General features: G+C 63.5%; 25 protein-coding genes and 1 tRNA gene. 14 read left to right on the top strand and 12 right to left on the bottom strand.

Features of this window, described 5'->3' with window-relative positions:
* Window positions 1-2: 2 nt before the first annotated feature.
* Both CEW87_RS14525 and cadR read right to left on the bottom strand, forming a co-directional pair.
* Complete coding sequence (locus tag CEW87_RS14525) at window positions 3-509, bottom strand: LEA type 2 family protein (RefSeq protein ID WP_108974076.1); 507 nt, start codon at window positions 507-509, stop codon at window positions 3-5.
* A gap of 116 nt (window positions 510-625) precedes the next feature.
* The gene (cadR, locus tag CEW87_RS14520; protein WP_108974074.1) at window positions 626-1,057 is read right to left on the bottom strand and encodes a Cd(II)/Pb(II)-responsive transcriptional regulator; all 432 of its coding nucleotides are present in this window, start codon (window positions 1,055-1,057) and stop codon (window positions 626-628) included.
* Window positions 1,058-1,332: 275 nt separating this feature from the next.
* Between cadR and CEW87_RS14515 the strand changes: the two genes are divergently transcribed.
* On the top strand, window positions 1,333-3,402 hold the full coding sequence (locus CEW87_RS14515) for a heavy metal translocating P-type ATPase (RefSeq protein WP_234421756.1): 2,070 nt from the start codon (window positions 1,333-1,335) through the stop codon (window positions 3,400-3,402).
* Between the two features lie 312 nt (window positions 3,403-3,714).
* Here the strand turns inward: CEW87_RS14515 and CEW87_RS14510 are convergent.
* Window positions 3,715-3,790 (bottom strand) — tRNA-Thr (locus tag CEW87_RS14510).
* A 161-nt stretch (window positions 3,791-3,951) separates the two neighbouring features.
* Here CEW87_RS14510 and CEW87_RS22450 point away from each other — a divergent pair.
* Window positions 3,952-4,113, top strand: a complete 162-nt coding sequence (locus CEW87_RS22450; protein ID WP_159098169.1) for a hypothetical protein — start codon at window positions 3,952-3,954, stop codon at window positions 4,111-4,113.
* 31 nt (window positions 4,114-4,144) lie between these two features.
* Here the strand turns inward: CEW87_RS22450 and CEW87_RS14505 are convergent, their stop codons facing one another.
* Window positions 4,145-4,597 carry a CreA family protein gene (locus CEW87_RS14505; RefSeq protein WP_234421755.1) on the bottom strand — a complete coding sequence of 151 codons (453 nt, stop codon included), beginning with the start codon at window positions 4,595-4,597 and terminating at the stop codon, window positions 4,145-4,147.
* 32 nt (window positions 4,598-4,629) lie between these two features.
* Window positions 4,630-5,064, bottom strand: a complete 435-nt coding sequence (locus CEW87_RS14500; RefSeq protein ID WP_108974068.1) for a ProQ/FINO family protein — start codon at window positions 5,062-5,064, stop codon at window positions 4,630-4,632.
* A gap of 255 nt (window positions 5,065-5,319) precedes the next feature.
* On the opposite strand from CEW87_RS14500, the gene CEW87_RS14495 reads away from it, so the two are divergent.
* Together CEW87_RS14495 and CEW87_RS14490 are read left to right on the top strand one after the other, a co-directional pair.
* The gene (locus CEW87_RS14495) at window positions 5,320-5,655 is read left to right on the top strand and encodes a hypothetical protein (protein WP_108974066.1); all 336 of its coding nucleotides are present in this window, start codon (window positions 5,320-5,322) and stop codon (window positions 5,653-5,655) included.
* Window positions 5,656-5,749: 94 nt separating this feature from the next.
* Window positions 5,750-6,130, top strand: coding sequence for a rhodanese-like domain-containing protein (locus CEW87_RS14490; RefSeq protein WP_108974064.1), 381 nt, complete (start codon window positions 5,750-5,752; stop codon window positions 6,128-6,130).
* Between the two features lie 79 nt (window positions 6,131-6,209).
* On the opposite strand, the gene CEW87_RS14485 is transcribed toward CEW87_RS14490, so the two are convergent.
* Window positions 6,210-6,842 carry a hypothetical protein gene (locus tag CEW87_RS14485; RefSeq protein ID WP_108974062.1) on the bottom strand — a complete coding sequence of 211 codons (633 nt, stop codon included), beginning with the start codon at window positions 6,840-6,842 and terminating at the stop codon, window positions 6,210-6,212.
* 193 nt (window positions 6,843-7,035) lie between these two features.
* On the opposite strand from CEW87_RS14485, the gene CEW87_RS14480 reads away from it, so the two are divergent.
* From CEW87_RS14480 to CEW87_RS14465, 4 genes are read left to right on the top strand one after another with little or no spacing between them, the layout of a single operon-like run.
* Entirely contained in the window at window positions 7,036-7,908 is an 873-nt protein-coding gene (locus tag CEW87_RS14480) for a M15 family metallopeptidase (protein WP_199917025.1), read from the top strand.
* 4 nt (window positions 7,909-7,912) lie between these two features.
* Window positions 7,913-11,671 carry a type VI secretion system membrane subunit TssM gene (tssM, locus tag CEW87_RS14475; protein WP_108974060.1) on the top strand — a complete coding sequence of 1,253 codons (3,759 nt, stop codon included), beginning with the start codon at window positions 7,913-7,915 and terminating at the stop codon, window positions 11,669-11,671.
* Window positions 11,668-12,654, top strand: coding sequence for a type VI secretion system-associated protein TagF (gene tagF, locus CEW87_RS14470; RefSeq protein WP_108974058.1), 987 nt, complete (start codon window positions 11,668-11,670; stop codon window positions 12,652-12,654). Before tssM ends, tagF begins: the two co-directional genes overlap by 4 nt.
* Window positions 12,651-13,436, top strand: a complete 786-nt coding sequence (locus tag CEW87_RS14465) for an OmpA family protein (RefSeq protein WP_108974056.1) — start codon at window positions 12,651-12,653, stop codon at window positions 13,434-13,436. The genes tagF and CEW87_RS14465 overlap by 4 nt, the downstream gene beginning before the upstream one ends.
* On the opposite strand, the gene tssA is transcribed toward CEW87_RS14465, so the two are convergent.
* Window positions 13,437-14,534, bottom strand: coding sequence for a type VI secretion system protein TssA (tssA, locus tag CEW87_RS14460; protein ID WP_108974054.1), 1,098 nt, complete (start codon window positions 14,532-14,534; stop codon window positions 13,437-13,439).
* A 301-nt stretch (window positions 14,535-14,835) separates the two neighbouring features.
* Between tssA and mutS the strand changes: the two genes are divergently transcribed.
* From mutS to CEW87_RS14440, 4 genes are all read left to right on the top strand, one after another.
* A complete protein-coding gene (gene mutS / locus CEW87_RS14455; RefSeq protein ID WP_420094144.1) occupies window positions 14,836-17,370 on the top strand; it encodes a DNA mismatch repair protein MutS in 2,535 nt (844 codons plus the stop codon).
* Entirely contained in the window at window positions 17,367-18,137 is a 771-nt protein-coding gene (locus CEW87_RS14450; protein WP_108974050.1) for a fused MFS/spermidine synthase, read from the top strand. The genes mutS and CEW87_RS14450 overlap by 4 nt, the downstream gene beginning before the upstream one ends.
* Window positions 18,138-18,199: 62 nt before the next feature.
* The gene (gene nqrM / locus CEW87_RS14445; protein WP_108974048.1) at window positions 18,200-18,403 is read left to right on the top strand and encodes a (Na+)-NQR maturation NqrM; all 204 of its coding nucleotides are present in this window, start codon (window positions 18,200-18,202) and stop codon (window positions 18,401-18,403) included.
* A 19-nt stretch (window positions 18,404-18,422) separates the two neighbouring features.
* Entirely contained in the window at window positions 18,423-18,851 is a 429-nt protein-coding gene (locus CEW87_RS14440) for a CBS domain-containing protein (RefSeq protein ID WP_108974047.1), read from the top strand.
* A 46-nt stretch (window positions 18,852-18,897) separates the two neighbouring features.
* On the opposite strand, the gene dnaQ is transcribed toward CEW87_RS14440, so the two are convergent.
* From dnaQ to CEW87_RS14425, 3 genes are read right to left on the bottom strand one after another with little or no spacing between them, the layout of a single operon-like run.
* Window positions 18,898-19,623, bottom strand: coding sequence for a DNA polymerase III subunit epsilon (dnaQ, locus tag CEW87_RS14435; protein ID WP_108974045.1), 726 nt, complete (start codon window positions 19,621-19,623; stop codon window positions 18,898-18,900).
* 19 nt (window positions 19,624-19,642) lie between these two features.
* Window positions 19,643-20,101 (bottom strand): ribonuclease HI, encoded by a 459-nt coding sequence (gene rnhA / locus CEW87_RS14430; protein WP_108947771.1) that lies wholly within the window; start codon window positions 20,099-20,101, stop codon window positions 19,643-19,645.
* Between the two features lie 2 nt (window positions 20,102-20,103).
* The gene (locus CEW87_RS14425) at window positions 20,104-20,841 is read right to left on the bottom strand and encodes a class I SAM-dependent methyltransferase (protein WP_234421540.1); all 738 of its coding nucleotides are present in this window, start codon (window positions 20,839-20,841) and stop codon (window positions 20,104-20,106) included.
* 28 nt (window positions 20,842-20,869) lie between these two features.
* Here CEW87_RS14425 and gloB point away from each other — a divergent pair, with 28 nt between their 5' ends.
* Entirely contained in the window at window positions 20,870-21,631 is a 762-nt protein-coding gene (gloB, locus tag CEW87_RS14420; RefSeq protein ID WP_108974041.1) for a hydroxyacylglutathione hydrolase, read from the top strand.
* A 145-nt stretch (window positions 21,632-21,776) separates the two neighbouring features.
* Here gloB and CEW87_RS14415 read toward each other — a convergent pair whose 3' ends face one another.
* Window positions 21,777-22,163 carry a response regulator gene (locus tag CEW87_RS14415; protein ID WP_108974040.1) on the bottom strand — a complete coding sequence of 129 codons (387 nt, stop codon included), beginning with the start codon at window positions 22,161-22,163 and terminating at the stop codon, window positions 21,777-21,779.
* A complete protein-coding gene (locus CEW87_RS14410; protein ID WP_108974039.1) occupies window positions 22,160-23,137 on the bottom strand; it encodes a diguanylate cyclase in 978 nt (325 codons plus the stop codon). The genes CEW87_RS14415 and CEW87_RS14410 overlap by 4 nt, the downstream gene beginning before the upstream one ends.
* A gap of 145 nt (window positions 23,138-23,282) precedes the next feature.
* Here CEW87_RS14410 and CEW87_RS14405 point away from each other — a divergent pair, with 145 nt between their 5' ends.
* The gene (locus CEW87_RS14405; RefSeq protein ID WP_108974037.1) at window positions 23,283-24,740 is read left to right on the top strand and encodes a transglycosylase SLT domain-containing protein; all 1,458 of its coding nucleotides are present in this window, start codon (window positions 23,283-23,285) and stop codon (window positions 24,738-24,740) included.
* Window positions 24,741-24,777: the final 37 nt, after the last annotated feature.

Raw genomic sequence — 24,777 nt, 5'->3', positions numbered from 1 at the left:
AACTAGTTGGACTTGGGTGGTGTCGCGGTTCCTGGCAGGCTCAGCTTGCCCTCGTCGCGAAACCGCATGCCGCGAAACAGACCGCCGCCCAGCTTGCCGCTCAGCACGTACGGCACGCTGTCAGCCGGTTCCCCCTCGGCCATGCCCATTGCCTGACGCACGAAGGAAATGGCCGACACCGTCACCGGCACCACGATCACCGCTTCCCCATAACGCGGCACACTGCCCTGCGCGTCGCTCACGCCGGTCGCAAACGGCTTGCCGTTGAGCTCGAGTTCGAGCGCCACGCCGTCGAAATCAATCGCGTCGTCGTTGGGGTTCTGCACCCGCAGCTTGAGGCCGAAACGGATCTCCATTCCCACCCCGGGCAGCGGCTCCATCCCCACCACGTTGATCCGCACCGGATCACGATCCACCACGCTGGCGCAACCACCGATCGACAGCGCGAGCAGCAGGACGAGCGCAAGATTCAGCCAGGACCAGGACGCACGGGAAGAATGAATCGACATGACCGGCACCTCGAAAGTCGGGAGTGATACCGCGCATTGTACGCACCCCACACTTGCTGGCGTCCGCACCGCGCTCGGGCCAGGTGCGAACCGCGGTCAGCGCGGGCCTGAAAAGGCTATCCCAGGTGGGTGTGCCGCTTGCCGGTTGGCGTCGTCTCCATCGCCGCCAGCCCGCGCAGGATGCCGCAGGCGTCCAGCCCCTGCTCGGTCTGGCATTGTTGTCTGAGCGTGCTCAGTTGCTGCTTCAGTTGCTCCAACTCCTCAATGCGGGCTTCCACATGACCGATGTGATCGTCGAGCAGGGTATTGACTGCACCACAGCCATCCAGCGGACCGTCCATCAGCGTGAGCAGGGCCCGAATCTCGTCGTGCGTCATGTCAAGCGCACGGCAGTTGCGGATGAAGCGCAAGCGCTCGAGGTGAGCCGAACCATAGCTGCGGTAGTTGCTTGCGCTGCGTTCGGCCTCCGGCAGCAGGCCTTCCTTCTCGTAGTAGCGGATGGTTTCGGTTGTGCAGTTCGCCGCACTCGCCAGTTCGCCAATCTTCATGCGACCTCCTCAAAACGCTTGACCCTGAAGTGGCTTCAAGGTGTCGAATGCAAGCATACGACGAATGATGAGGCTCAGCCATGTCGAGCTGCTGCGACCACAAACCGGAAAAACCCACTGAGCGCGCACACGCACATGAGCACGAACATGCTCACGGAAATGCCCACAGCCATTGTGCGGAAGGTGCCGATTGCTGCGCACCGGCCCTCGTCCAGCTCGGCGCGCTGGCTGCGCCTGCTGCCACAGCTGAAGGCATCCGCACCTCGATCCGCATCATGCAGATGGACTGCCCCACCGAAGAGGCACTGATCCGCAAGAAGCTGGGCGCCATGGCAAGCGTCAGCACCATGGAGTTCAACCTGATGCAGCGGGTACTCACCGTGGTGCACGCGCCGAACGCACTCGATCCGGTCATGGAGGCCATCCGCTCGCTCGGTTTCGAACCGGAGCTGCCCGCCACGGGCGAGCAGCCCGCGCCGGTTGCCGACACGCCACGCGCCCCCTGGTGGCCGCTGGCACTCGCAGGCGCTGCGGCACTCGCGTCTGAAATCGCCGACTGGATGAGTCTGCCTGGCCCTGTGCCGGCCGTGCTTGCGATTGCCGCCATCGCCGTTTGCGGCCTGGGCACGTACAAAAAGGGCTGGGTCGCAATTCGCAACGGCAACCTGAACATCAATGCCCTGATGAGCATTGCGGTCACCGGCGCGCTCCTTCTGGGCGAATGGCCGGAAGCGGCGATGGTGATGGTGCTGTTCACGATTGCCGAGCTGATCGAGGCCCGCTCGCTCGACCGGGCGCGCAACGCCATCAAAGGCCTGATGCAACTCACGCCTGACACCGTAACCGTGCAGCAGGCTGACGGCAGCTGGCAGCAGGTGGCAGCATCTGCCGCAACCGTGGGCTGCGTGGTCCGCGTCCGGCCGGGCGAGCGCATCGGGCTCGACGGCGAAATCGTCAACGGACGTTCCACGGTCAATCAGGCGCCGATCACCGGTGAGAGCCTGCCGGTGGACAAGTCCGTCGGCGACAGCATCTTCGCGGGCACCATCAACGAATCCGGTGCCTTCGAATACCGGGTCAGCGCAGCCGCGAACAACACCACCCTCGCCCGCATCATTCACGCGGTCGAGGAAGCCCAAGGCGCCAGAGCACCGACGCAGCGCTTTGTCGACCGCTTTGCCCGCGTCTATACGCCAATCGTGTTTGCGATTGCCATCGGTGTCGCGATCCTGCCCCCGCTGCTGATGGGCGGACACTGGTACGACTGGGTCTACAAGGCACTGGTGATGCTTGTCATTGCCTGCCCCTGCGCACTGGTGATCTCGACCCCGGTCACCATCGTCAGCGGACTCGCTGCAGCAGCGCGTCACGGCATCCTAATCAAGGGCGGTGTGTACCTGGAGGAAGGACGCAAACTGAAGTGGCTCGCCCTCGACAAGACAGGCACCCTCACCCACGGCAAGCCAGTGCAGACCGACTTCGAATGCCTTGGCACGATCGACAGCGAAAGCTGCCGCCGCCTGGCTGCGAGTCTGGCAGCACGCTCGGACCACCCGGTCTCGCAAGCGCTCGCAAAGGCGGCCGAAGACGACCATATCGCACTCATGGACGTCGACGCGTTCGAGGCCCTTCCCGGTCGAGGCGTTCGCGGCATGATCGACGGCGCGCGCTACGTGCTGGGCAATCATCGTCTGGTGCACGACCTCGGACGCTGCTCGCCAGCACTGGAAGCACGGCTCGACGCACTGGAGCAAGCCGGAAAGTCGGTGGTCGTACTGTTCGACGATCTTCAGGTACTCGCCCTGCTTGCGGTCGCAGACACGGTGAAGGACAGCAGCCGCGCCGCCATCGACGCACTGCACCGTCTCGGCGTGAAAACCGTGATGCTCACCGGCGACAACCCGCACACCGCCAGCACAATCGCACAACAGGTCGGCATCGACGAGGCCCGCGGCAACCAGCTCCCCGAGGACAAACTCAAGGCCGTGGAAGAGCTGGCCGCCAGGGGCACCGTGGGCATGGTTGGTGACGGCATCAACGACGCGCCGGCACTGGCGCGTGCCGACATCGGCTTTGCCATGGGCGCGATGGGCACCGATACCGCGATCGAGACCGCCGACGTCGCCCTGATGGACGACAACCTGAGCAAGATCGCGACCTTCGTCCGCCTGTCGCAATCCACCCACACCTTGCTGGTGCAGAACATCGCGCTGGCGCTGGGCATCAAGGCCGTGTTTCTGGCACTCACCGTCGTCGGCATGAGCACGATGTGGATGGCCGTCTTCGCCGACATGGGCGCCAGCCTGCTGGTCGTCGGCAACGGTTTGCGGCTGCTGCGCAAGTAGCGAGCACGATCAACACTGCCCCTCCGCGCCCTCCGCGGCTCCGCGGTTCCGCGTGCAGAATGCTTCTGCAGGGAGATGCTTCAGACCACCGGAAGAGCATGACTCACGCGGAGGCGCGGAGAGGAGGCGGTGCGTGTTTCGCTGACGGGGTATGGGTACGACGCCTCGTACAGGTGTCGTTCGCCTGGCAGGGAACTGGTTCAACGGGGCCAAACCATTCTTATAGCGAGCGCGACGCGCTTCGCACCCGCCCAAGGGCGCAGGACGCAAAAAAGCCAGTTCCACGGAACTGGCTTAAGCGCTTGAATCTATTGGTGCCCCCGGCAGGAGTCGAACCCGCGACCTTCGGTTTACAAAACCGCTGCTCTACCAACTGAGCTACAAGGGCAACACATCAGGTCGCGGATTATAGCCGAACTCGCGCGCAGCGCCAGTGGCGCGCATGCCTCTGACGACAGAAAGCACTTCCATTTTTCGACTAACTGTATAAACTTACAGTTATCGAGACAGCGCACAGCCCTGTCTCATTTCCCCACAAGGAGAGAGACGATGGAACCGAAAATCAATCGACTGTTGATGGGCTTTGGTCTGCTGGCTGGACTGATGCTGGGAACCGGAAACACCGGCGGCGCAATCGCGATGGCGCTGGCAGGTGCCACAGGCGCATGGCTGTTGCGCACGCGTCCCGGGCAGGAGCGCAGCCTGTGGTAAACCTGAGGAAGCCCGCCGAAGAAAGGCGGGTTTAGCGGCTCAATGGAATCGGCGTACCGCCATCGACGGCAACAGCGGTCACGCTGTTCTTGGGGCTGCCATCAACCAGCTTGTCCGAGTAGGTGAGATACACCAGTACGTTGCGGCGGGCGTCTACCATTCGTACAACCTGCAGGCGCTTGAACAGCACCGACAGTCGCTCGGAGAAGACCTCTTCCTGCTGCGGGATCGGCTCACGGAAGCGAATTGCACCAACCTGCCTGCAGGCGATCGAGGCCTCGGACAGATCCTCTGCGAGCCCGACCGCGCCAGACAGGCCACCGGTCTTGGCGCGGGAGACGTAGCAGGTGACGCCTTCCACACGCGGGTCGTCATAGGCTTCGACAACCACCTTGTGGTTGGGGCCGATCAGCTTCCACACCGTAGACACCTCCCCGACCCGCTCCGCATTCGCCGGCGCGCTCGCGACGAGCACGGCGACCATTGCTGCAGCGGGGAGAAGGCGGCCGGGTGACATCATTTTCCGAATTTCGTCATCAACTGCTGAAGCTTCTCGCCGCGACGACGCTCTGCTTCTTCGCGCTTGCGCTCGGCCTCCTCGGCTTCGCGCTTCGCCCGTTGCTGCTTGGCAGCCGCAGCAAAACGCTCCTTGAGCGTTGCCGAAGCGTGCGCACGCTGCTCCTCGGTCACCTCCCCGGCAACGTTGCCTTCGAAGTCAAAGCGCTCTGTCGCTTTCTCCATCGCTTTCAGATACCGGGTGGACGCCGTGTGCATGCGCAGCGCAGTGCGCAGGGTCTTTTTCTCGAACTCGGGGAAGCGTTCGAGAATATTGGTATCGATGCGAATTGCCAGAGGCTTGCAATCGCGAAACGTCGGCGACTGCTCCTGCAACTTCTGCAACAGGGCACGGGGTTCTAGAGCGGGTTTCGCGGAGGGTGTTTCGGTTGTCATGATGCAGCGGGCTGTTCGGCTTGAAGACTGCATTCTACCCGAGCTACGCCGCAGGGGGCCCGATTGCCGACAATACCGCGGTCGTTTCAAGCACTGAACGCAATGTGATGCACAGCACAGAACTTTTGGCTTGACCGCGCCGTCTCCTGTGTACGGGTCGCGCTTCGCAGCGAACACAATCATCGTTTGCTTATATAATGCCGCAATGCTGAAATGCGCCGAGCACGAAACGTCCGCACATAACCAGGACAGACCATGACGAAGAAAAGCTGGAAGCGCCTGCCCGGATCGCGCATCGAACCTGCAGGTCAGGAGCGCTCAGTTTTGCGCAAACTGCCAATGATCGCGCTTGCCGGCACGGCCGCATGCGTGAGCATTTCACTCGTTGCGCGTCTGGCCTGGTGGGGTGACAAGACCGACGACACGCTTCGCGCGTTGCAGATGGTCGACATCTGGGTAATTGCCGCCGTCGTGCTGCACTGGACCGTCGTGCTGACAGTCGCCATCTTCTGTTTTATTGTTTTCGTCATGAAGGGCCCCGGCTATATTGCCGACGGCTACAAGCTGCCGGACGAAAACGCACCCCGCTGAACACGTGCCTGACCAGACTCCCCGCGCCCGCCAGCCCTCGCGCCAGGCAGGCACGCAACACGAAAACATCCTCAAGATACCGGAATCAATCACGATGAAAACCGCGCACGACCTCGTTACCGCAGCCAAAGCCAGAGTTCAGGAAACCCCGCTTGAGAACGCCGACCAGGCGATTCGGGACGCGGATATTCTGATCGATGTCCGCGAGACTGAGGAATACGCATCCGGCCACATCCCGGGCGCGGTCCACATCTCTCGCGGCATGCTCGAATTCAAGCTCAGCAACATGCCCGAGCTCGCCTCCCGCGACCTCAAGATTGTCGTTTACTGTAAGACCAGCGGCCGCGCTGCGCTGGCGGCGTGTGCTCTCGCCGACATGGGCTATCTTGACGTGAAATCGATCTCGGGCGGCTTCGATGCCTGGGCTGCAGCAGGAAAGCCTGTCGTAAAGCCGGAATTGCCGAGTTTCGAGTAAGACTCACTAGCTGCGCCGGAGGATGCACAACGGCGTATCTTTTGCACTCAGAACAAGACCACGGCGCTCGCCCTTACGCTCACGGCGCCGGTTTTGTCGCTTCAACAATCGCTGCAATGATGTCGACATCGTGATCGCGCCTGCTTGTTGCGGCGCGGGCCATCGTCTTGTTGCCTGCTTTTTTGTCCGCCTTTTTCGCTTCACGCCGCTTCTGTTCAGCGCTCTGCCGCGCCCCCTTCGTCGCAGATCCATTTTCTGTCGCCACAGCCGCCTGCAATGCACTGCCCCCGGATGCATCCGGCAGCAGCCTGTCGTCGCCCCCTTGCGTCGCAGGCAACACCCGAATCGTCGCCGCGCCGCCATCGACGGTTAGACTTTGTGGGCCGTACGCCCGCGCAGCAACGCACGCAGCCGTCGCATCGACGACCACCGCGCCGCCTGCCGGCACAGGTGCTCCGCAGCCATCACTGGCCGCCACGCCCACCACTGCGCTCACCATGCGATCCGCAGCCGCTGCGCCCCCCGCCGGCGATACCCTCCCCTCGCTCCCGCTCGCCATGTAGATCATCCCCAGCCGGAAAGCGAGCGCCAGAAGCACGAACCCCAATGTGACCAGAGCGGCTCGCGGCAATACACGCCAGCGCACCCTGCAAGTGGAAACCCGTGGGGGCGGCGCCAAGCCGTCGAGAATGCTGAAAGGCGCGGCGCTCATTGTCCGCACGCCGTTCGCGACGAGGGTCGGGCCAGATCGGCCACCCTCAATCCATCCTTTTGTCATTTTTTTGTATCAACTTATGCCATTTGCACATTCTAATGTCTTAAAATCTGAATCCAGTCATCACCGGAAAAGTTTTTTCTTAGCCCTCGCGCCGGTCGTCCCGGTGCGCCCACCAGTCAAACATGCAATGACCCTGGTCCTGTCCGCCTGCTTTCTGAGCATTGCCACTGCAGTCAGCCTGCTTGCGTTCGCCTCGCTTCGGCGCACCCTGTTCGGGTGGGTGCCGCCGCTGATGCGTGGAATCACCAGACCATGGCAGGCCGGGCGCTTGAAGGCTGGAAAAGTATGGAAACTCGCCATCGAACGATTGCTCACAGCGGGCATGCTCATTCGACGCCGCGTGGCCTTCACGCTCGCTGCGCTCGTCCTGACGGGCGCCCCCGCCCTGCTCATACCGCACTTCAATGCGCCATTGCCCCTCCCTGAACAGGCCGGAAACCCGGCCTCCGAAAGCCGAATTGCCGCGCTGCTCACAGGTGAGCAGCTCTTGCCACCACCGCCATTGCCGCCCGACATCTTCGCGTCCCGCGAGGTCGAGCTCCTGCGGCCGACCACTACGGATGCGAACCGCGACTGGAAGCGCCTAGATACCGAGTTCCGGCAGCGCCTGCTCGCTGCATTCACGCTCATGCGCGACCGGCATGGCTACGAAACGGTGCTGATCGAAGGCTATCGGAGCCCTGCCCGACAGGATCAGCTGGCAGCTCTCGGTGGCAGCATTACCCGGGCAGCGGCGTACCAGAGCTACCACCAGTACGGACTGGCTGCCGATTACGCATTCCTGCGCGAAGGCCGCCTCGTGATATCCGAGCGCGACCCGTGGGCGATGCAGGCCTACGTACGCTTCGGTCACATCGCTGAAGAACTCGGGCTCACCTGGGGCGGACGCTGGACCCTGAAGGACTTCGGTCATGTCGAATTACGCCGTCCCTCCCCGCACGACCGCAGGCCGCGCACCGCCGGCAACACCCTCCACCCTCCCACGGATGACCAAAGCTGAATCCATGTCCCGATTGCGCGCAACCGTCACAGACGCACGATTTCTTTCCCTGCTCGGGTTTGTCGCCCTGGGCGCTTTCCTCGTCTTCTCTGCGGACATGTTCGGAATTCCTTCATCCTGGGCGATTGCAGCCGGCGTCGTACTTGTTTCAGCCTGGGTGCTGGCCTCGTTTCTGCGCAGGCGAAAGGCGCGCCAGCGCGCTGATGCATTGCACGAGATGCTGGATCAGCCAGTCGATAGGCAGGCCGGCACGACTGCCGGGGCCCGGCTCGAACAGGAAACCCTGCGCCAGCGCATGCAGGAGGCCGTGGCCACCATCAAGCGTTCGAAACTGGGTCGCGTGTCCGGTCGCTCGGCACTGTATGAATTGCCGTGGTACATCACGATCGGGAATCCCGCTGCCGGCAAGAGCTCGGCCATCATCAATTCCGGGCTCCAGTTTCCGTTCGAAGACGGTACCGGCAGCGTGGTCAAGGGCATCGGCGGCACCCGCAACTGCGACTGGTTCTTCACCACCGAAGGCATCCTGCTCGACACCGCAGGCCGCTACTCGGTCTACGAAGACGACAGACAGGAATGGCTGTACTTCCTTTCGCAGCTCAGGAAGCATCGCCCGCTTGCGCCGATCAACGGCATCATCATCACCGCAAGCATTGCCGAGCTCAGCTCGAACCCGCCAGAGTTCGCCATCTCCCTCGCCCGTAGCCTGAGGCAGCGGGTTCAGGAGCTTACCGAGCGCCTGCAGGTTTTCGCGCCGGCCTACGTCATGTTCACAAAGGCGGACCTGATCGCGGGCTTCAACGATTTCTTTCAGGATCTGGACTGGAACGAACGTGACAGGGTGTGGGGCGCCACCCTGCCCTGCACCAGGACAGGTCGCGACAGCGCCATCGACCTCTTCGACCGCCACTTCGACATCCTTCACGAAGGACTTCGCGAACTTGGTGTAGCCCAGATGGCACGGGCCCAGGGCGAACGCATGCCGCCTGGCATGCTCGCCTTTCCGCTGGAATTTGCAGCAGTGAAACCCGCGCTGAAGGTATTCATCGCGACGCTGTTCGAGGACAACCCCTATCAGTTCGAGCCGGTATTCCGCGGTTTCTATTTCACCTCCGCCCTGCAAAGCGGTGAGGCGCTCAGCCTCTCCGACCGCAAGGTCGAAACGCGCTTTGCGCTCAAGGGCGAAGGCCCGCTTCCCGAGCGGGTTGGATCGCGCAACGGATTCTTTCTCCGCGACCTGTTCTCGCAGGTGGTCTTCGCCGACAGACAGCTCGTACGGCAGTATTCCGGGACGCGGCAAGCCCGGGTGCGTCAGGTCGCGATCATCGGGGCCATCGCGGCACTCGGACTGATCTTTGGCGGCTGGAGCTGGTCGTATTCGAACAATCGCAGCCTGGTCGCTGCCGTGACCGCCGACCTCGAAAGAGCCACCGCAATGCAGGCGGACAGTACCGGCCTGCAATCCCGCTTGGCCGCACTCGAACTCATTCAGGATCGCATCGCCCAGCTTGAGGACTTCGACCACAATCGCCCACTTTCACTTGGGCTGGGTCTCTATCAAGGCGAGGCACTGAAGGCCAAACTTTTCGACGAATATCACGCCGGCATTCGCAGCGTCCTGCTGACGCCGGTGCGCGAGCAGCTTGAAGCCTTCCTCACCGAGGTCAGCACTTTCCAGGGCGAGCCGGGTCAGGTCGCGCACGATCCCGCAGCAAGTCCCGCGCCCCGCGGCGGAGGTCCATATGTGAGCGCAAGTCCGTCCAGCGTCGAAGACGCCTACAAGGCACTCAAGACCTATCTCATGCTCGCAAGCCGGGAGCACCTCGACGCAGGCCATCTCTCGGACCATCTGACACGGATCTGGCGCGAATGGCTGGAGGAAAACCGCGGGACAATGGAGCGCGAAGAGATGATCCGCAGGGCGGGGAAGATTCTCTCGTTTCATCTCGCCCACACCGGCAAACCCGAATGGCCGCTGATCGAAAGCAATCTGGTGCTGGCCGACCAGGTGCGTGAACGCCTGCGCAAGGTCGTCCGCGGGCTGCCCGCGACCGAGCGCATCTATGCCGACATCAGGACGCGCGCGTCGACGCGCTTCCCGGCGGTCAGCATCGCCGGCCTGACCGGGGCAGGCAACGACAGCCTGCTCGCCGGTAGCCACGTCGTGTCGGGTGCATTCACGCACGACGCGTGGAAGGCATACGTCAGACAGGCCATTGACGATGCGGCAACAGGCGAGTTGCAAAGCACGGACTGGGTATTGCAGAGCGCCCGCCATGACGACCTTACGCTCCAGGGCAGCCCCGCACAGATCCGCAACACCCTCACCACGATGTACAAGCAGGAGTATGCGGCGGCATGGGCGCAATTGCTGCAAGGTGTCAGCATCAGCACTTTCGACGGTTTCCCCATGGCCGTTGCGGCAATGGACCGTCTCGGCGATCCTCAGCGCTCGCCAATCGGACAGCTGATGCGCACGGTCCACGCACAGACCGCGTGGGACAACCCATCCGCTGCCGGCGCCGGTCAGGCGCAAGCAGCGGATGGGGTCGGCGAGTGGTTCAGACGCGCAATTCTGCGCACACCTGTCGCAAGCGACACTCCCGATGTCCCGGTTTCGCCGCCGGGCATGCCGCTATCGCGAGGTGAGCTCGGAGAGGCGTTTGCCGGCGTAGACAGGCTGTTGGCTGCGCGCGATAACGGCGGAAGCCTGCTTGAGCGCTATCTGCTGCAACTGTCACAGCTTCGCTCAAGGCTGAACCAGATCGCCAATCAGGGCGACCCCGGACCAGGTTCGATCAAGCTCATTCGCGACACCCTCGATGACGGAGAATCGGAACTCGCCACCACCTTGCGCTTCGTGGACGAGCAGATGCTCGCAGGCATCGCTGACGGCCAGCGCGCAGCGCTCCGGCCCTTGCTGGTCCGCCCACTGCTGCAGACCTTTGCCGCAAGTGCCCGCCCAGCAGAGGACGAGCTCAACCGCATCTGGCTGGCACAGGTTCATGAGCCCTTCACCCGCCGCCTGGCCGTCAAATACCCGTTCTCCGCTGAAGGCGATCTCGAAGCCACACCGGCGGAGATCGCGCAGATATTCGGCCCGGATGGGGCGATTGCGCACTACATAGACGGCGCGATGGCTGCGCTCGTGGTGCGCAGGGGCAACACGATTGCACCACGCACATGGGGGGATCTCGGCATTCGCCTGCAGCCCGAGCTGATTGCCGGTTTCCCGCGCTGGGTCGGCGCACTTGAAGGTGCTGCTGCGTCTTCCGCCGACAGCGCCCCGCAAACCACCTTCATGCTGATGCCGCACCCCGTCCCCGGCAGCACCGGATACCTGATCGAAATCGACGGGCAACGCCTGCAATACCGCAACGGCGCGGCGCAGTGGGCGACCTTCATCTGGCCCAATCCCGACGCCAACCCGGGCGCGCGCATCGTGGCCACACGCTTCGACGGCAGCACCGTCGAAGTCGCAGCTTTCGCCGGCCGCTTCGGTCTCGAGAAGTTGATCAACTCCGCACAACGAATACGCCAACCCGACGGCTCGTTCACGCTGTCATGGGGCACAGACGAACTGAAGCTAAGCGTCGGTTTGCGCATCATCAGCAGTGCTCAGGCGCAGGCCGGTAATGGCGCAACGCCGCGGGAAGGGCTGGGCAGTCACTTGCCGCAACGTGTTGCAGGCATCGACCCTGCGGCAACGCCTGAGTCCTCCTCCACAGGCCGCTCCGCGGTTGCCCGGGTGGTCATGAAATGAGCGTCGAACCGGTCTGCGGAGTCAGCTATTTCGGCAAGCTGCCTGCGCGCGGCGATTTCATCAGAGGCGGCAACCAGATGCAGTTGATCGCGCTGCTCGACCGCTGGACATCCGCCTGCATGGAAGCCTTTGCGGAGAACCCGCGCTGGAAGCTGCTGTTCGACAACGCCCCGGCGCTGGACTTTGCCTTTGTCGGAGCTCAGAGCCGACTCTCCGTCGTCGGGCACCTCAAGCCGAGCCGCGATGCAGCCGGACGGCGCTTCCCCTTCATTGCTGCGGCAGCGGTCGAACGCGACGACCCGCTCCCCTTTCGCTGTGGTCCAGTCGGCTTCACCGCGCTATGGGGCATCCTGCGCCGCGTCGTCGGCCAAGCATGCAACGCGGCCACGCCCACCGATGCGCTTGGAGAGCTCTCCTTCCTCGATTGCGCCGCCAGCATCGAGCATGCACTCAAGCGCCGGCCGCTCGACACCTATGTGCGCAACACCACCCTCGGCCAGCTCGCCGCAAACCTCGGCGCCCCCGCATCGCCTCAATCCGTTCGGCGCCAGATTCTTGCCATAGGCCTGTTGATGCGCCCCCTTCTCGGCCGCAGCACCCTCAAGATCGAAAAAGGGCTTTGTCTCCCTTTGCCCGCCAACGCATGCGAACGCAACCGCGTGGCTGCCCTGTGGTTGTTCCTCGTCACCGTGCTGCTGAGCGAAACAGCCTGCGAGCTGCAACTGCTTCTGGGTCGAATCAATGGCCAGGAGCGCATGCTGATCGGCTTTACCGGTGCCTCGCCACGGCCACTGCTGAGCCTGCTCTCACCCCCGAGCCTCGAGGAACACATGATTGTCCTCGACGACCCCGAATGGATAGACCGGCATCCCGACCTCTCTGCAGATCGCGGGGTCGCACGGCTCTCCAGCTATCTTGCGCAACCCGCGATCACGCTTGAATCCGCGCTGATCACGTTCAAGGAGGTCTTTACCGGATCATGAACACGATCACCAGACTGCTCGCCGGCATCGGCTTCGCGCTCGCGATCTACCCATTTTCCTGCCTCGCACAGCCAGCACTACCCGTATCGGGGACGCCGGTGGTTCTCAGCGGCACCGTCCCCGACGAAGCCTCGCGCGCCGCCCTTGTGGCAAGTGCGCGCGCCCTCTACGGTACGGAGCGGGTAGTCGATCGCTTGCAGGTGGGCGGGGTCACGCCCCCACCCAACTGGAGCACTCACGTAAAACGCTTGCTGAACCCGGATCTCAAGCAGGTTCACCAGGGGCAACTGCAGGTCATCGGCACACGGGTCACCCTGCGTGGCAAGGTCGCCAACGAAGCCCTGCGGCAACAGATCGCCAGCACCACGGCGGCCTCGCTCACCCCCGCCTACGTCGTCAATAACGCACTGGTGGTCGGCGCGAACGCTCAGGCCGTGCTCGATCAGACCCTTGCCGACCGCGTTGTCGAGTTCGAGAGCGGATCGGCGGTGCTAACAGCCCATGGCCGTCTGCTGCTCGACGAGATGGCGGCCAGCATCGTGAGTCTCGATACGCCTCACGTTCAGGTGGTCGGGCATACCGACAGTGCAGGCAATCGCCTTGCCAACATCGGCCTGAGTCTGGAGCGCGCCAACGCCGTGCGCGACTACCTCGTTGTGAGGGGTGTTGCAGCGGATTACATTGCCGCGCTGGGCGCCGGCCCGGACCGGCCGGTTGCGGACAATGCAAGCCCGGAGGGGCGGGCGCGAAACCGGCGCATCGAGTTCAGGATCGGCCGCTGATCAGCCTCTGCCGTCAGTCCTCACTCCACCATCCTTCACCCCGAGCATTTCCTCGACCCGAGACAGTGTCCCGTCGTCACTGACAACCGCCCGCAACCATTCAAGCAGGGACATCTCCCCCCAGTGCGCGGCCTTGTCCGCAAGATAGGCCACCGGACTATGGGGCTCGGTATGACGGAAGAAGGACGCCACCTCGCGCAACTGAGCGAGCGCCTGCGTCCGGCTGCGGATGGCCGGTCCGCCGGCCACAGGCGTGGCAGGCGTAGGCGTATTCACCGGCCTACACCCATCCGCAGCCCCGTCGCCAGCACCTTCCGCCAGCCCTGTTTCAGGCGCGTCCCCGTCCCCCGCTTCCAGCGCGAACCGGCGCAGGGTGGCGATCAGCGTCTGGAGCGCCTCCCGTGCAGACTCGAAGCTTGGCCCCTCCGCGCCGAGGTGGCCGTCGATCACGCGCTGCAGTGCATCGAGCGCGTCCAGCGCACGCCCGGCATGTTCACTACTGCTGCGATAGAAGGCTGCGGGCGTTTCGCTTCGCGCGGCATCGAATGCGGCAGGGGTCAGCGGCGCATCACGCAGAATCGCCTCGGCCTGAGCAGGATTGCGCTCGACCTCGCGGCTCACTGCACGGACGCGTTCAAGGTCGATCCCCGTATAGACCTCAGGCGCGGACGCCGTCAGCGGCAACGCTGCGACCATCCGCACCGACTGACCCAGCAGCCAGGTCAGACTCCCCACGCGCAAGGCCTGATCCCCCTCATCCGGCAGCGGATGGATGTCGGGCCAGTACTGCTCGCACAACTGAGCAAGAAGGCTGTAGCCATCGGCAAGCCCGGCGACACCCCGGGTTTTCGCGAGCCCCTCCACCAGCCACACCGCAACCCTGAGATCCTTGGTGCGCGCAGCGAGCAATTGCGTGCACGAGGACACGACCGCAGGCCAGTCGGCCTCCTTGCGCGCCGTCACCCACTCGCCCTGGTTCAAAGACGGGTCATCGAAACGACGCGCCTCCTGAACGCTGTCGAACTCGGGCGAGAACATCATGTCCTGGCCACAGCGCGATTGCCCCACCAGTGGACGAAGAAGAATTTCAAGCTCCATTTTCCGGCCTTCAGATCATGACATGCGGATTATATCCGCACCGGCGTGACTGCGCCCTTCACGCCCGCAATGCCGCCGACAGGCGACACAGGCGGACGGGGCAATGGCGGATCGCAGCCTGCATCACACACACCAGCATCCGAATTCCGGGACGGATGCCGGGAGTTGGTCGGTGATGCGGTAAACTGCCGGGTTTGTCGCACTCGACGTCCGCCCGGACCACAACGGAAGAAAACAGACCTTGAAAACCCGGCAAGACACCGCGCCCACTGCAGACGACTTCCCCGGCCACACGCCGATGATGGTGCAATATCTGCGCATCAAGACGCAGCACCCGGACACGCTGCTCTTCTATCGCATGGGCGACTTCTACGAGCTCTTCTTCGAAGATGCCGAGAAGGCTGCGCGCCTGCTCGACATCACGCTGACCACCCGCGGCCAGTCCGCCGGCAAGCCGATCAAGATGGCCGGCGTGCCCTTCCATGCCGTCGAGCAATACCTGACGCGCCTGGTCAAGCTGGGTGAATCCGTGGTGATCGCCGAGCAGGTCGGCGAGCCCGGTGCCACCAAGGGCCCGATGGAGCGCGCTGTCAGCCGCATCGTCACGCCCGGCACGCTCACCGACGCGGCGCTGCTCGACGACCGCCGCGACGCGCTGCTGCTGTCGGCAAACCTGCATCGTGGCGTGCTCGGTCTGGCCTGGCTCAACCTCGCCAATGGCGATCTGCGCCTGATGGAGTGTCCGGCCGAATCGCTGCAGGCTCAGTTCGAGCGCCTGCGCCCGGCCGAGGTGCTCATTCCCGACGGCCTCGCGCTGCCGCTGATCGAGAGCCTGTCCCCCGCGCTGCGCCGCCTGGCCGACTGGCAGTTCGATGCCGAAACCGGCGTGCGTATGCTCACCGGCCACTTCGCCACCCGCGACCTCGCCGGCTTCGGTGTTGATGAACTGCCAGTGGCGCTCGGCGCAGCCGCGGCACTCTACGACTACGCCAAGACCACCCAGCGCCAGAGCCTGACCCACATCACCGGCCTGACCGTCGAACGCGAATCGGAATACCTCCGCCTCGACGCCGCGACCCGGCGCAACCTGGAGCTCACCGAAACCCTGCGCGGCGAAAGCTCGCCCACCCTGCTGTCGCTGCTCGACACCTGCGTCACCAGCATGGGCTCGCGCTGGATGCGCCACGCGCTGCATCATCCGCTGCGCGACCGCAGGCTGCCCGCTGCCCGCCATCATGCGGTTGCCGAACTCGTCGGTGAGGGCGACGGCCAGATCGCATCCGCTGTGCGCAGCGCCTTGCGCGGCGTGGCCGACGTGGACCGCATCACCGCCCGCATCGCCCTGCGCAGCGCACGGCCGCGCGATCTGTCGGCCCTGCGCGAGAGCCTGGCGCGCCTGCCACAACTTGCTGATGCGCTGGCCTCGACCCGCAGCGAACTGCTGGCGGGCATCGCTGCCGGGCTGGCAATCTCGCCTGACGCACTCGAGCTCCTCGGCCGTGCGATCACCGACGAACCGGCAGCCATGGTGCGCGACGGCGGCGTGATCGCGACCGGCTTCGATGCCGAACTCGACGAATTACGCGACATCCAGACCAACTGCGGCGAGTTCCTGATGGCGCTTGAGGTGCGCGAACGCGAGCGCAGCGGGATTCCGGGGCTGAAGGTCGAATTCAACCGCGTGCACGGCTTCTACATCGAAGTCAGCCGCCTGCACGCCGACAAGGTGCCCGAAGACTATCGCCGCCGCCAGACTCTGAAGAACGCCGAGCGCTACATCACCCCCGAGCTCAAAGCCTTCGAGGACAAGGCATTGTCGGCACAGGAGCGCGCACTTGCGCGCGAGAAACTGCTCTACGAACAGATCCTCGACGCCCTGGCCCAGCACATCCCGCCGCTGCAGGCCATCGCCCGTGCGCTGGCCACGCTCGACGGGCTCGCCGCCTTTGCCGACGCCGCCCTGCGCTATGGCTATGTCGCACCGATGTTCTCCGATCAACCCGGCATTGCCATCGCCGGTGGACGCCACCCTGTGGTCGAGCGCCAGGTCGAGGACTTCATCCAGAACGATGCCCGGCTCGCGCCCACCCGGCGCATGCTGATGATCACCGGCCCCAACATGGGCGGTAAATCCACATTCATGCGGCAGGTTGCACTGATCTGCCTGCTCGCGCACGTGGGCAGCTTCGTCCCGGCCCAAAGCGCCACCCTCGGGCCGCTCGATGCGATCTTCACCCGGATCGGCGCCTCGGACGACCTCGCCTCCGGACGCTCCACCTTCATGGTCGAGATGACCGAAGCCTCGGCCATCCTGCACGGCGCCACCGAACACAGCCTGGTGCTGATGGACGAGATCGGCCGTGGCACCTCCACCTTCGACGGTCTCGCGCTGGCCTTCTCCATCGCCCGTCACCTGCTGGAGAAGAACCGCAGCCTCACGCTGTTCGCCACCCACTACTTCGAACTCACACGGCTCAACACCGAATACCCTGAGTGCGCCAACGTGCACCTGGACGCGGTCGAGCACGGTCATCGCATCGTCTTCCTCCATGCACTGGAAGAAGGCCCCGCGAGCCAGAGTTACGGGATCGAAGTCGCCGCGCTGGCCGGCATTCCGGCCACCGTCATCCGCGACGCCAAGCGCCGCCTGCGCGCACTGGAGAATCGCGAGATCGGCAACGGCCCCCAGGCCGACCTCTTTGCCACCCTGCCCGAACCCGAAACAGCCCCGCTGTCGCACCCGGTACTCACCGCACTGGCCGATGTCGACCCGGACAGCCTCAGCCCGCGCGAGGCACTCGAACAACTGTATGCACTGAAACGGATGAGTACATGAGTACGCCGATCGACATTTCCGAAGAAGCCGGCGTCCGCTACCTTCACTTCGGCTCGGAGTGGGTGCAGGGCGCCATGCGTATCCGCAAACCCAATGCACTGGAGCTTGCCTATACCCGCGAGATGATGGCAGGCCTGCTGCTGCGCGACGGTCTGGCGGAGGATGCCGGTGAATGGCCGCGACGGGTGCTGCTCATCGGACTGGGCGCGGCCTCGCTGACCCGTTTCATCCACCATCATCTGCCGCAGAGCCGCATTCAGGTGGTCGAGATCGCCCCTTCGGTGGTCGCGGCCGCACGCCAGTTCTTCCGCCTGCCGCAGGAGGACGCGCGCTTCTCGATCCATATCGGTGACGGTGCCCAGTATGTGATGGAAAAGGACACGCGCTATGACTACATCCTGGTCGACGGCTTCGACCGTAACGCCCGCGCCGGCGTGCTCGACACCCTGCCCTTCTACCAGGCCGTGCGCACACGGCTGTCGGATCAGGGACTGATGTCGGTGAACCTCTTCGGCCGTTCGCGGGGCTACAAGGCCAGCGTGGATCGTATCCTCACGGCTTTCGATGATCGTGCGATCGCTTTCCCGTCCTGCGACAGCGGCAATGTGGTCGCTTTTGGCGCCGCAGGCGACAGCCTGAACCGTCCGCTGGCGGAACTGCGCGAACGCGCCAGCATGCTGAAGGCGGCGACCGGGCTCGACCTGCTGCCCACTGTCACGCGCCTAGAGCAGGCCGGCAGCCTGCCGGGCGGCACACTCGTTCTTTAAGAACGAAGCTGCCCGCGGTATTGTCCACCCCGTATATCATTGCGACTTCAACTGGAACCGACATGAGTACATTCATTCTTGCACTGCTTGTCGTTGGCATCGTGATTGCAGCGATGGCCATCGGCGTCATATTTGGGCGCAAGCCAATTGCCGGCAGTTGCGGCGGGCTTGGCGCGGTCGGCCTCGAATGCGAAGGCGGCTGCGAGAACCCCTGCCCCAAACGGCTGGCCCGCATGAAGGCACAGGCCGAACAACAACAAACCTGATCACCATTTAGGAGGCGCGATGCTCCATTCACTGCTCGTCAAGGACTACATGATCGGCGACCACCTGGCGCTTCATCCCGAAGACGAGGTTCTGCATGCCATCCACACTCTTCTTGAACACGGTCTAAGCGGTGCTCCGGTGGCCAATAGCAACGGTCATCTGATTGGTTTCCTGTCGGAGAAGGACTGCCTGAAGGTCGCGCTCAACGCATCCTACTTCGAGCAACAGGCCGGACTCGTCCGCGACTACATGAGCAAGAACGTGGTGTCAGTCACTGGCGACAGCAGTCTGATCGACGCCATCGAACTCTTTCTTGGACAGACCTACCGCTGCCTGCCGGTGGTGGAAGGCCAGCGTCTGATCGGACAGATCTCGCGTCGCGACATTCTCAGAGGTCTGGAAAAACTCCGGATCAGCCACAAGACAACCCGCATCCGCGGCGGCTGACGCCTGCCCGGGGCGCCCATTGCGGGCGCCCCGGGCGTCGCTGTCCTCAGGCAGCTTCCTCGACCGCCGGCTCCGGCGGCAGCCACAGACACAAACCCTTGTTTGCCTTGGAAATGTCCGCCAAGAGCTGATCGTGCGCTTCCAGCTCGGCTGCAGACGCGCGCTGAATCAGCTGCGGGGGCCGCTCGAATCCGCCACCGGCAGCGTCGAACTGAGCCGAACCGGGCTCTTCCTCAAGCGTCATGATCAGGCTCTCCTGACCACGCGTCATTGCCAGATAGACCTCGGCAAGCAACTCCGCATCGAGCAATGCGCCGTGTAGCGTCCGATGGCCGTTATCGATCGCGAAGCGGTCGCACAAGGCATCGAGCGAGGCCTTCTTGCCCGGATTCTGCTCCTTCGCCATCTTCAGCGTGTCGACCACGCCGCAGCACAACTGATCGATCGGCGGCCGCCCCAGCAGGTTCAACTCGTGATTGAGAAAGCCGACGTCAAAGCTGGCATTGTGAATGACCAGTTCCGCATCGCGCACAAACTCCTCGAAGCTGTTCGCGACGCCCGCGAACTTCGGCTTGTCGGCGAGGAACTCCAGCGAAATACCGTGGACCGCCTCAGCCTCGGCGTCGATTGCGCGCTCGGGATTGATGAAGACGTGATAATGGCGCCCGGTCAGATTGCGGTTGAGCAACTCGACACAGCCGATTTCAATCACCCGGTCACCGTTGCGCCAGTCCAGACCGGTGGTTTCGGTATCGAGAACAATCTGTCTCATCAGTACTTTCCTTCGTGTTTCATGCCTGCGCCGTCCGGCCCGTCTTGCGTATCTCTTCGACCCCGCGCCGTGCGAGTTCGTCGGCCCGTTCGTTCTCGGGGTGGCCCGCATGTCCCTTCACCCACAGCCACTTCACCTGGTGCATGGCAACTGCCGCATCCAGCGTGCGCCACAGGTCTGCGTTCTTGACCGGCTCCTTCGAGGCCGTCTTCCAGCCCCGCGCCTTCCAGCCCTTGATCCACTCCGAGATGCCCTTCTGCACATACTGGCTGTCGGTATGCACGCGCACCGTCACCGGCCGCTTGAGGAGCTCGAAAGCGCGGATGACTGCCATCATCTCCATGCGGTTGTTGGTGGTCTGGAGCTCGCCACCCCAGATTTCCTTCTCATGACCACCGCTGCGCAGAATCGCCCCCCAGCCGCCCGGACCGGGATTGCCGCTGCACGCACCATCGGTGTAAATATCGACTTCTTCCATTTCTATTGGGTTTTCCTTGTACTTCCCGGATGAATTTCACGCTGGGCCACGGCCGACAAGCGTTTTGAACTGGCACGTCGTTCGTTCCAGTTGGGCATGATCAGCCGTGTGCCCTGCACCCGCTTGATGCCCTGAACCACATATGCCGCTCCGCACACCGGCCACCAGCGCGGTCCAAACCTGTCCATGAAGCGCCACCGGTCCAGCCATTCGGGCGTGGTGACAGCGGGTACATAACAGCCAAAACCGCCTGCCTGGGTTTCGAATCCGAGCAGCGAGAACCAGTCCCTGATCCGCGGCACCGACAGATACTGTCCGGTCCACGGCATGACTCCGCCCTTGCGCGCAGCCAGCCGGCGCACACCCCACAGACTGTAGGGGTTGAAGCCACTGATCACCACGCTGCCTTCCGCCACCAGCACACGTTCGACCTCGCGTAGCACCTGATGGGGGCGAGAAGAAAACTCGAGCACGTGGGGCAAGACGACCAGGTCGAGGCTCCCACTTGCGAAAGGCAGGTCTTCATACGAGGCGACAACCGCGACATCGCCACGGCTGGCACACCGGAAACGGAAAGGCATGCGGTTCGCGCTCAGGAGATCCAGGCCGGGCAATCCGAGCTGCATCGCGTTGTAGCCGAAGATGTCGGCCACCACCGCCTCCAGACGCTTCTGCTCCCACTCGAGCAGATAGCGTCCCTGGGGTGTTTCCAGCCATTCCGACAAACCGGGGATTGACACGAATCGACAGCGCTTCAAAATCCTGAAGATGAACATTATCCCTCTTCCTGCCTTCCGCGATAACTACATCTGGCTGATTCACGACGATCGCCACGCGGTCGCTGTCGATCCAGGTGATGCCTCGCCCGTCCTCGACTATCTTTCGGCGCATGGTCTGACGCTGTCCGCCGTCCTGGTCACCCACCATCATGCCGACCACGTCGGCGGCCTGCCCGCGCTGCTGAAGGCCTGTCCGGTGCCGGTATTCGGCCCTGCAAGCGAGCACATTGCCGGCGTCAGCAACCCGCTGTCGGATGGCGACAGCGTCACCCTTCCCGGACTCGGCCTCAAGCTGACGGTACTCGATGTGCCTGCGCATACGGCCGGACATATTGCGTATCACGCCCCCGGCCTGCTCTTTTGCGGCGACACCCTGTTCTCGGCGGGCTGCGGCCGCCTCTTCGAGGGTACGGTGGAGCAGCTGGAAAAAGCACTCTCCCGTTTCGCAGCACTCGATGGCGATACCCGGGTCTATTGCACCCACGAATACACCTTGTCGAACCTGGCCTTCTCCCGCGCGGCCGACCCCGACAACCCGGAGCGTGACTGCTACGCCGCACATTGCGAAACCTTGCGCGCTAAGGGGCGCCCCACGCTACCGAGCACGATCGCACTCGAAAAGGACATCAATCCCTTCCTGCGCACGAACGAGCCGAGTGTGATCGAGGCAGTCAGAAAACACACGGGAAAAACGCCGGAAAGCCCGCTGGCGTGTCTGCGCGCGCTGAGGACCTGGAAAGACAGCTTCTAGAAGCCCGGAAGGGTGGAGAGTGTCCACTGCCACCTGCGGCCGGACTGAACGCCACGGGGTTAGGTCTCACCTCAACGCAGCCATAATCTCCGTACCCAGGCCACCGCGTCGCTGCCGGCGCCTTGCGCCCGCAGCGCTCGACGCCCTACTCCGGCGCACTCAGGCCCAGCACGCGCGACACTGTTTCGACCACGCGTGCCGAGTTGAAGGGCTTGAGCACCATGCCCACCGCCCCCTGATCGACCACCGTGGTCACCGTGTCACGGTCGCTGAGACCGGTGATCATCAACACCTTCAGCGCGGGAAAACGCTCACGCAGCTCTGTCAGAACCTCGAGCCCACTGCGCCCGGGCATCATCACATCCAGGCACACCAGATCCGGCCCCAGCTTCTCGACCAGTTCGATCACGGCTTCGCCGTCGCGGGCCTCGCCAACGACGTTGAAGCCCGCCTGTCGGAGAATGGCACGCAGCGCCATCCGGATGACTTCATTGTCATCCACAACGATAATTTTCTTGGACGCTCTCGTCACTCTTGCAATCCGATTTCCATGCCGGCTTCCTGCAGACCCGCTGCAACCCGGTTCCGGCCAGACTTCTTGGCCCGGTACAAAGCATCGTCCGCTGATTTCAGCAAACGCTCAAAACCGTTCTCGTCGCCTCGAGCAGGCACCATGCTCGCCACGCCCGCGCTGATCGTCACCACGTTTGCGGCCACCGAAAAACGATGCGTAATGGCAAGCGACTCGACACCGTCGCGCATCAGTTCTGCAACCCCAAGCGCACCTTCGAGCGCCGTTTCGGGCAGGACGGCAGCAAACTCCTCGCCGCCGTAGCGTGCCACAAGATCGGTGGGGCGGCGCAATTTCTGCTCGAGTGTGCGCGCCACTGCCTTGAGACATTCGTCGCCCACCTGATGCCCGTAGTTGTCATTGAAGGGCTTGAAGCAATCGACATCGACGATGAGCAGCGACACCGGCGATTCCGCACGCGATGCACGGCGCCACTCACGCCGCAGACTCTCGTCGAAACGACGACGGTTGGCGATCCCGGTCAGGCCGTCAACTGAGGACAAACGGGTAAGCTCCCGGTTGGCATCATCGAGTTTGCGCGTGAGCACCAGCAGCGAATAGCGCATTTGCGCGATTCGCTGCATCGCCCCGACTTTGGCCTTGAGCACGACCTCGGACACCGGCTTGACCAGATAGTCGTCTCCGCCAACCTCGATTGCCCGCTGCAAGTCGCCGTCGCTCGCGCGTGCAGTGAGAAAAATGATCGGCGTCCAGTCGCCATCCTGCTCGAGCTGACGGATGCGGTGGGCAACTTCGAAACCATCCATACCCGGCATGATGATGTCCAGCAATACGAGGTCGGGACGTTCGCGCTTGAACATCTCGATCCCGCTCGCTCCGTCTCGCGCATGCGAAGCTGCCAGCCCCATCTTGGTGAGCTGATGACAGACCAGCGTCGCGCTGGTGACAGTGTCCTCGATAACCAGAACTTTCATGTTTCCCGCAAGACGTGAAATAGGGGCAATCCCGCAATCCTACCAAGGGAACACCCAAACTGTTGCGTCTTTCCGTATGTGTAAGACCGTTTGACGCCCTTCTGGGTGCCCGATAGACTCCTTTGCTTTTCGCCGGTTGGGTCCGATGGCGAAGCTCTTTTCGCTGCTTTTCCTTGTCTTTGCGCTGCAAGCGTTCGCAACCGTTCAGGCTGCCGACAGCACGGACACGTCTGCAACACTCCCATCCGCCCCTGCGCTGCGCCTCCCGCCTGCCGCCGAGCCGCCCCCACGAGTGCTTACGCTCGACCTGACACGCGACGCCAACGATATCTGGGACCGCATCCGGCGCGGCTTTGGCATGCCGGATCTCGACAGCCCACTGGTGGCCGAGCAGCAGATCTTCTACCTCAACCGTCCCGGCTTCCTGAAACAGGTGTTTTCCCGCGGCGGGCGCTATCTCTATTACATCGTCGATGAGCTCGAGCGTCGCGGCATGCCCACCGAGCTGGCCTTGCTGCCGATGGTCGAAAGCAGCTACAACCCGCTCGCCTACTCCCGTGCACACGCATCCGGGCTGTGGCAGTTCATTCCCTCCACCGGGCGCAACTTCAATCTGACTCAGGACAATTGGGTCGATGAGCGCCGCGACGTGATTGCATCTACCAACGCTGCACTCGATTATCTGCAGTACATCTACGAGATGCATGGCGACTGGCAGCTTGCCCTCGCCTCCTACAACTGGGGTGAAGGCGCAGTCGGCCGCGCTCTGCAGCGCAACCGGGATGCGGGCCTGCCGACCGAGTACAGCGAACTGAAGATGCCGAACGAGACCCGCAACTACGTTCCCAAGTTGCAGGCCATCAAGAACATCGTCGCCGAGCCGGAAATGTTCCATCTCGAACTGCCTTACGTCGCCAACGAACAGCATTTCGTCACCCTCAACGCACCGGCCGGCATCGACCTCGCCACGGCGGCAACCTTTGCAGACATGTCGCTGGAAGAGTTTCTTGCGCTCAACCCCGGCTACAACCGCCCTGCCATTACCGCGCCGGGCCAGACCCTGGTCGTTCCTGCCGACCGTGCGAGCAACTTCGAGGCGCGCCTGGGCGAGTTCGCACAATCGGGCAAGGGCTGGCGGACTCACGACCTTGAGCCCGGCGAGAAGCTCGACACCATTGCCAGCCGCCACGGCCTGACCCTCGCGCAACTGATGCAGCTTAATGGTCTGGCCTCGGGCAGCCGGCTCAGCGCCGGCCATACCCTGCTCGTCCCCGACGGTATCGATCCCAGCGGTGCGCTGGCCATCAGTCGGCTACTCCCGGGGAACAGCCGGCTCTCCTCCCCGCCTGCGGTAAAACTGAACACCAGCGCGATCTCCAGCAAGAAGGGAAATACATCCGCAAGAGCCGCATCCACGTCATCGAAACGTTCGAACAGCGCTGCCAAAACACCTTCGAAGCGGACCCAGCCGGCGACAAAGAGCACGGCAAAAGCAAAGCCGGCGCCCTCAGCAAAACCGGCTGCGGCCAAACCCGCTGCGGCAAAGGCGGCTGCAGCGAAGCCGGCCAAGGCAGCGGAAAAGCAGCCGTCCAGGAAGAACTGAACGGCAGCAGCCGCAAGAGCAACTCGTCACGACAATC

It is taken from the genome of Parazoarcus communis (assembly GCF_003111665.1).
Taxonomy (GTDB): Bacteria; Pseudomonadota; Gammaproteobacteria; order Burkholderiales; family Rhodocyclaceae; genus Parazoarcus; species Parazoarcus communis_B.
This window is presented reverse-complemented; position numbering and strand designations above follow the sequence as displayed.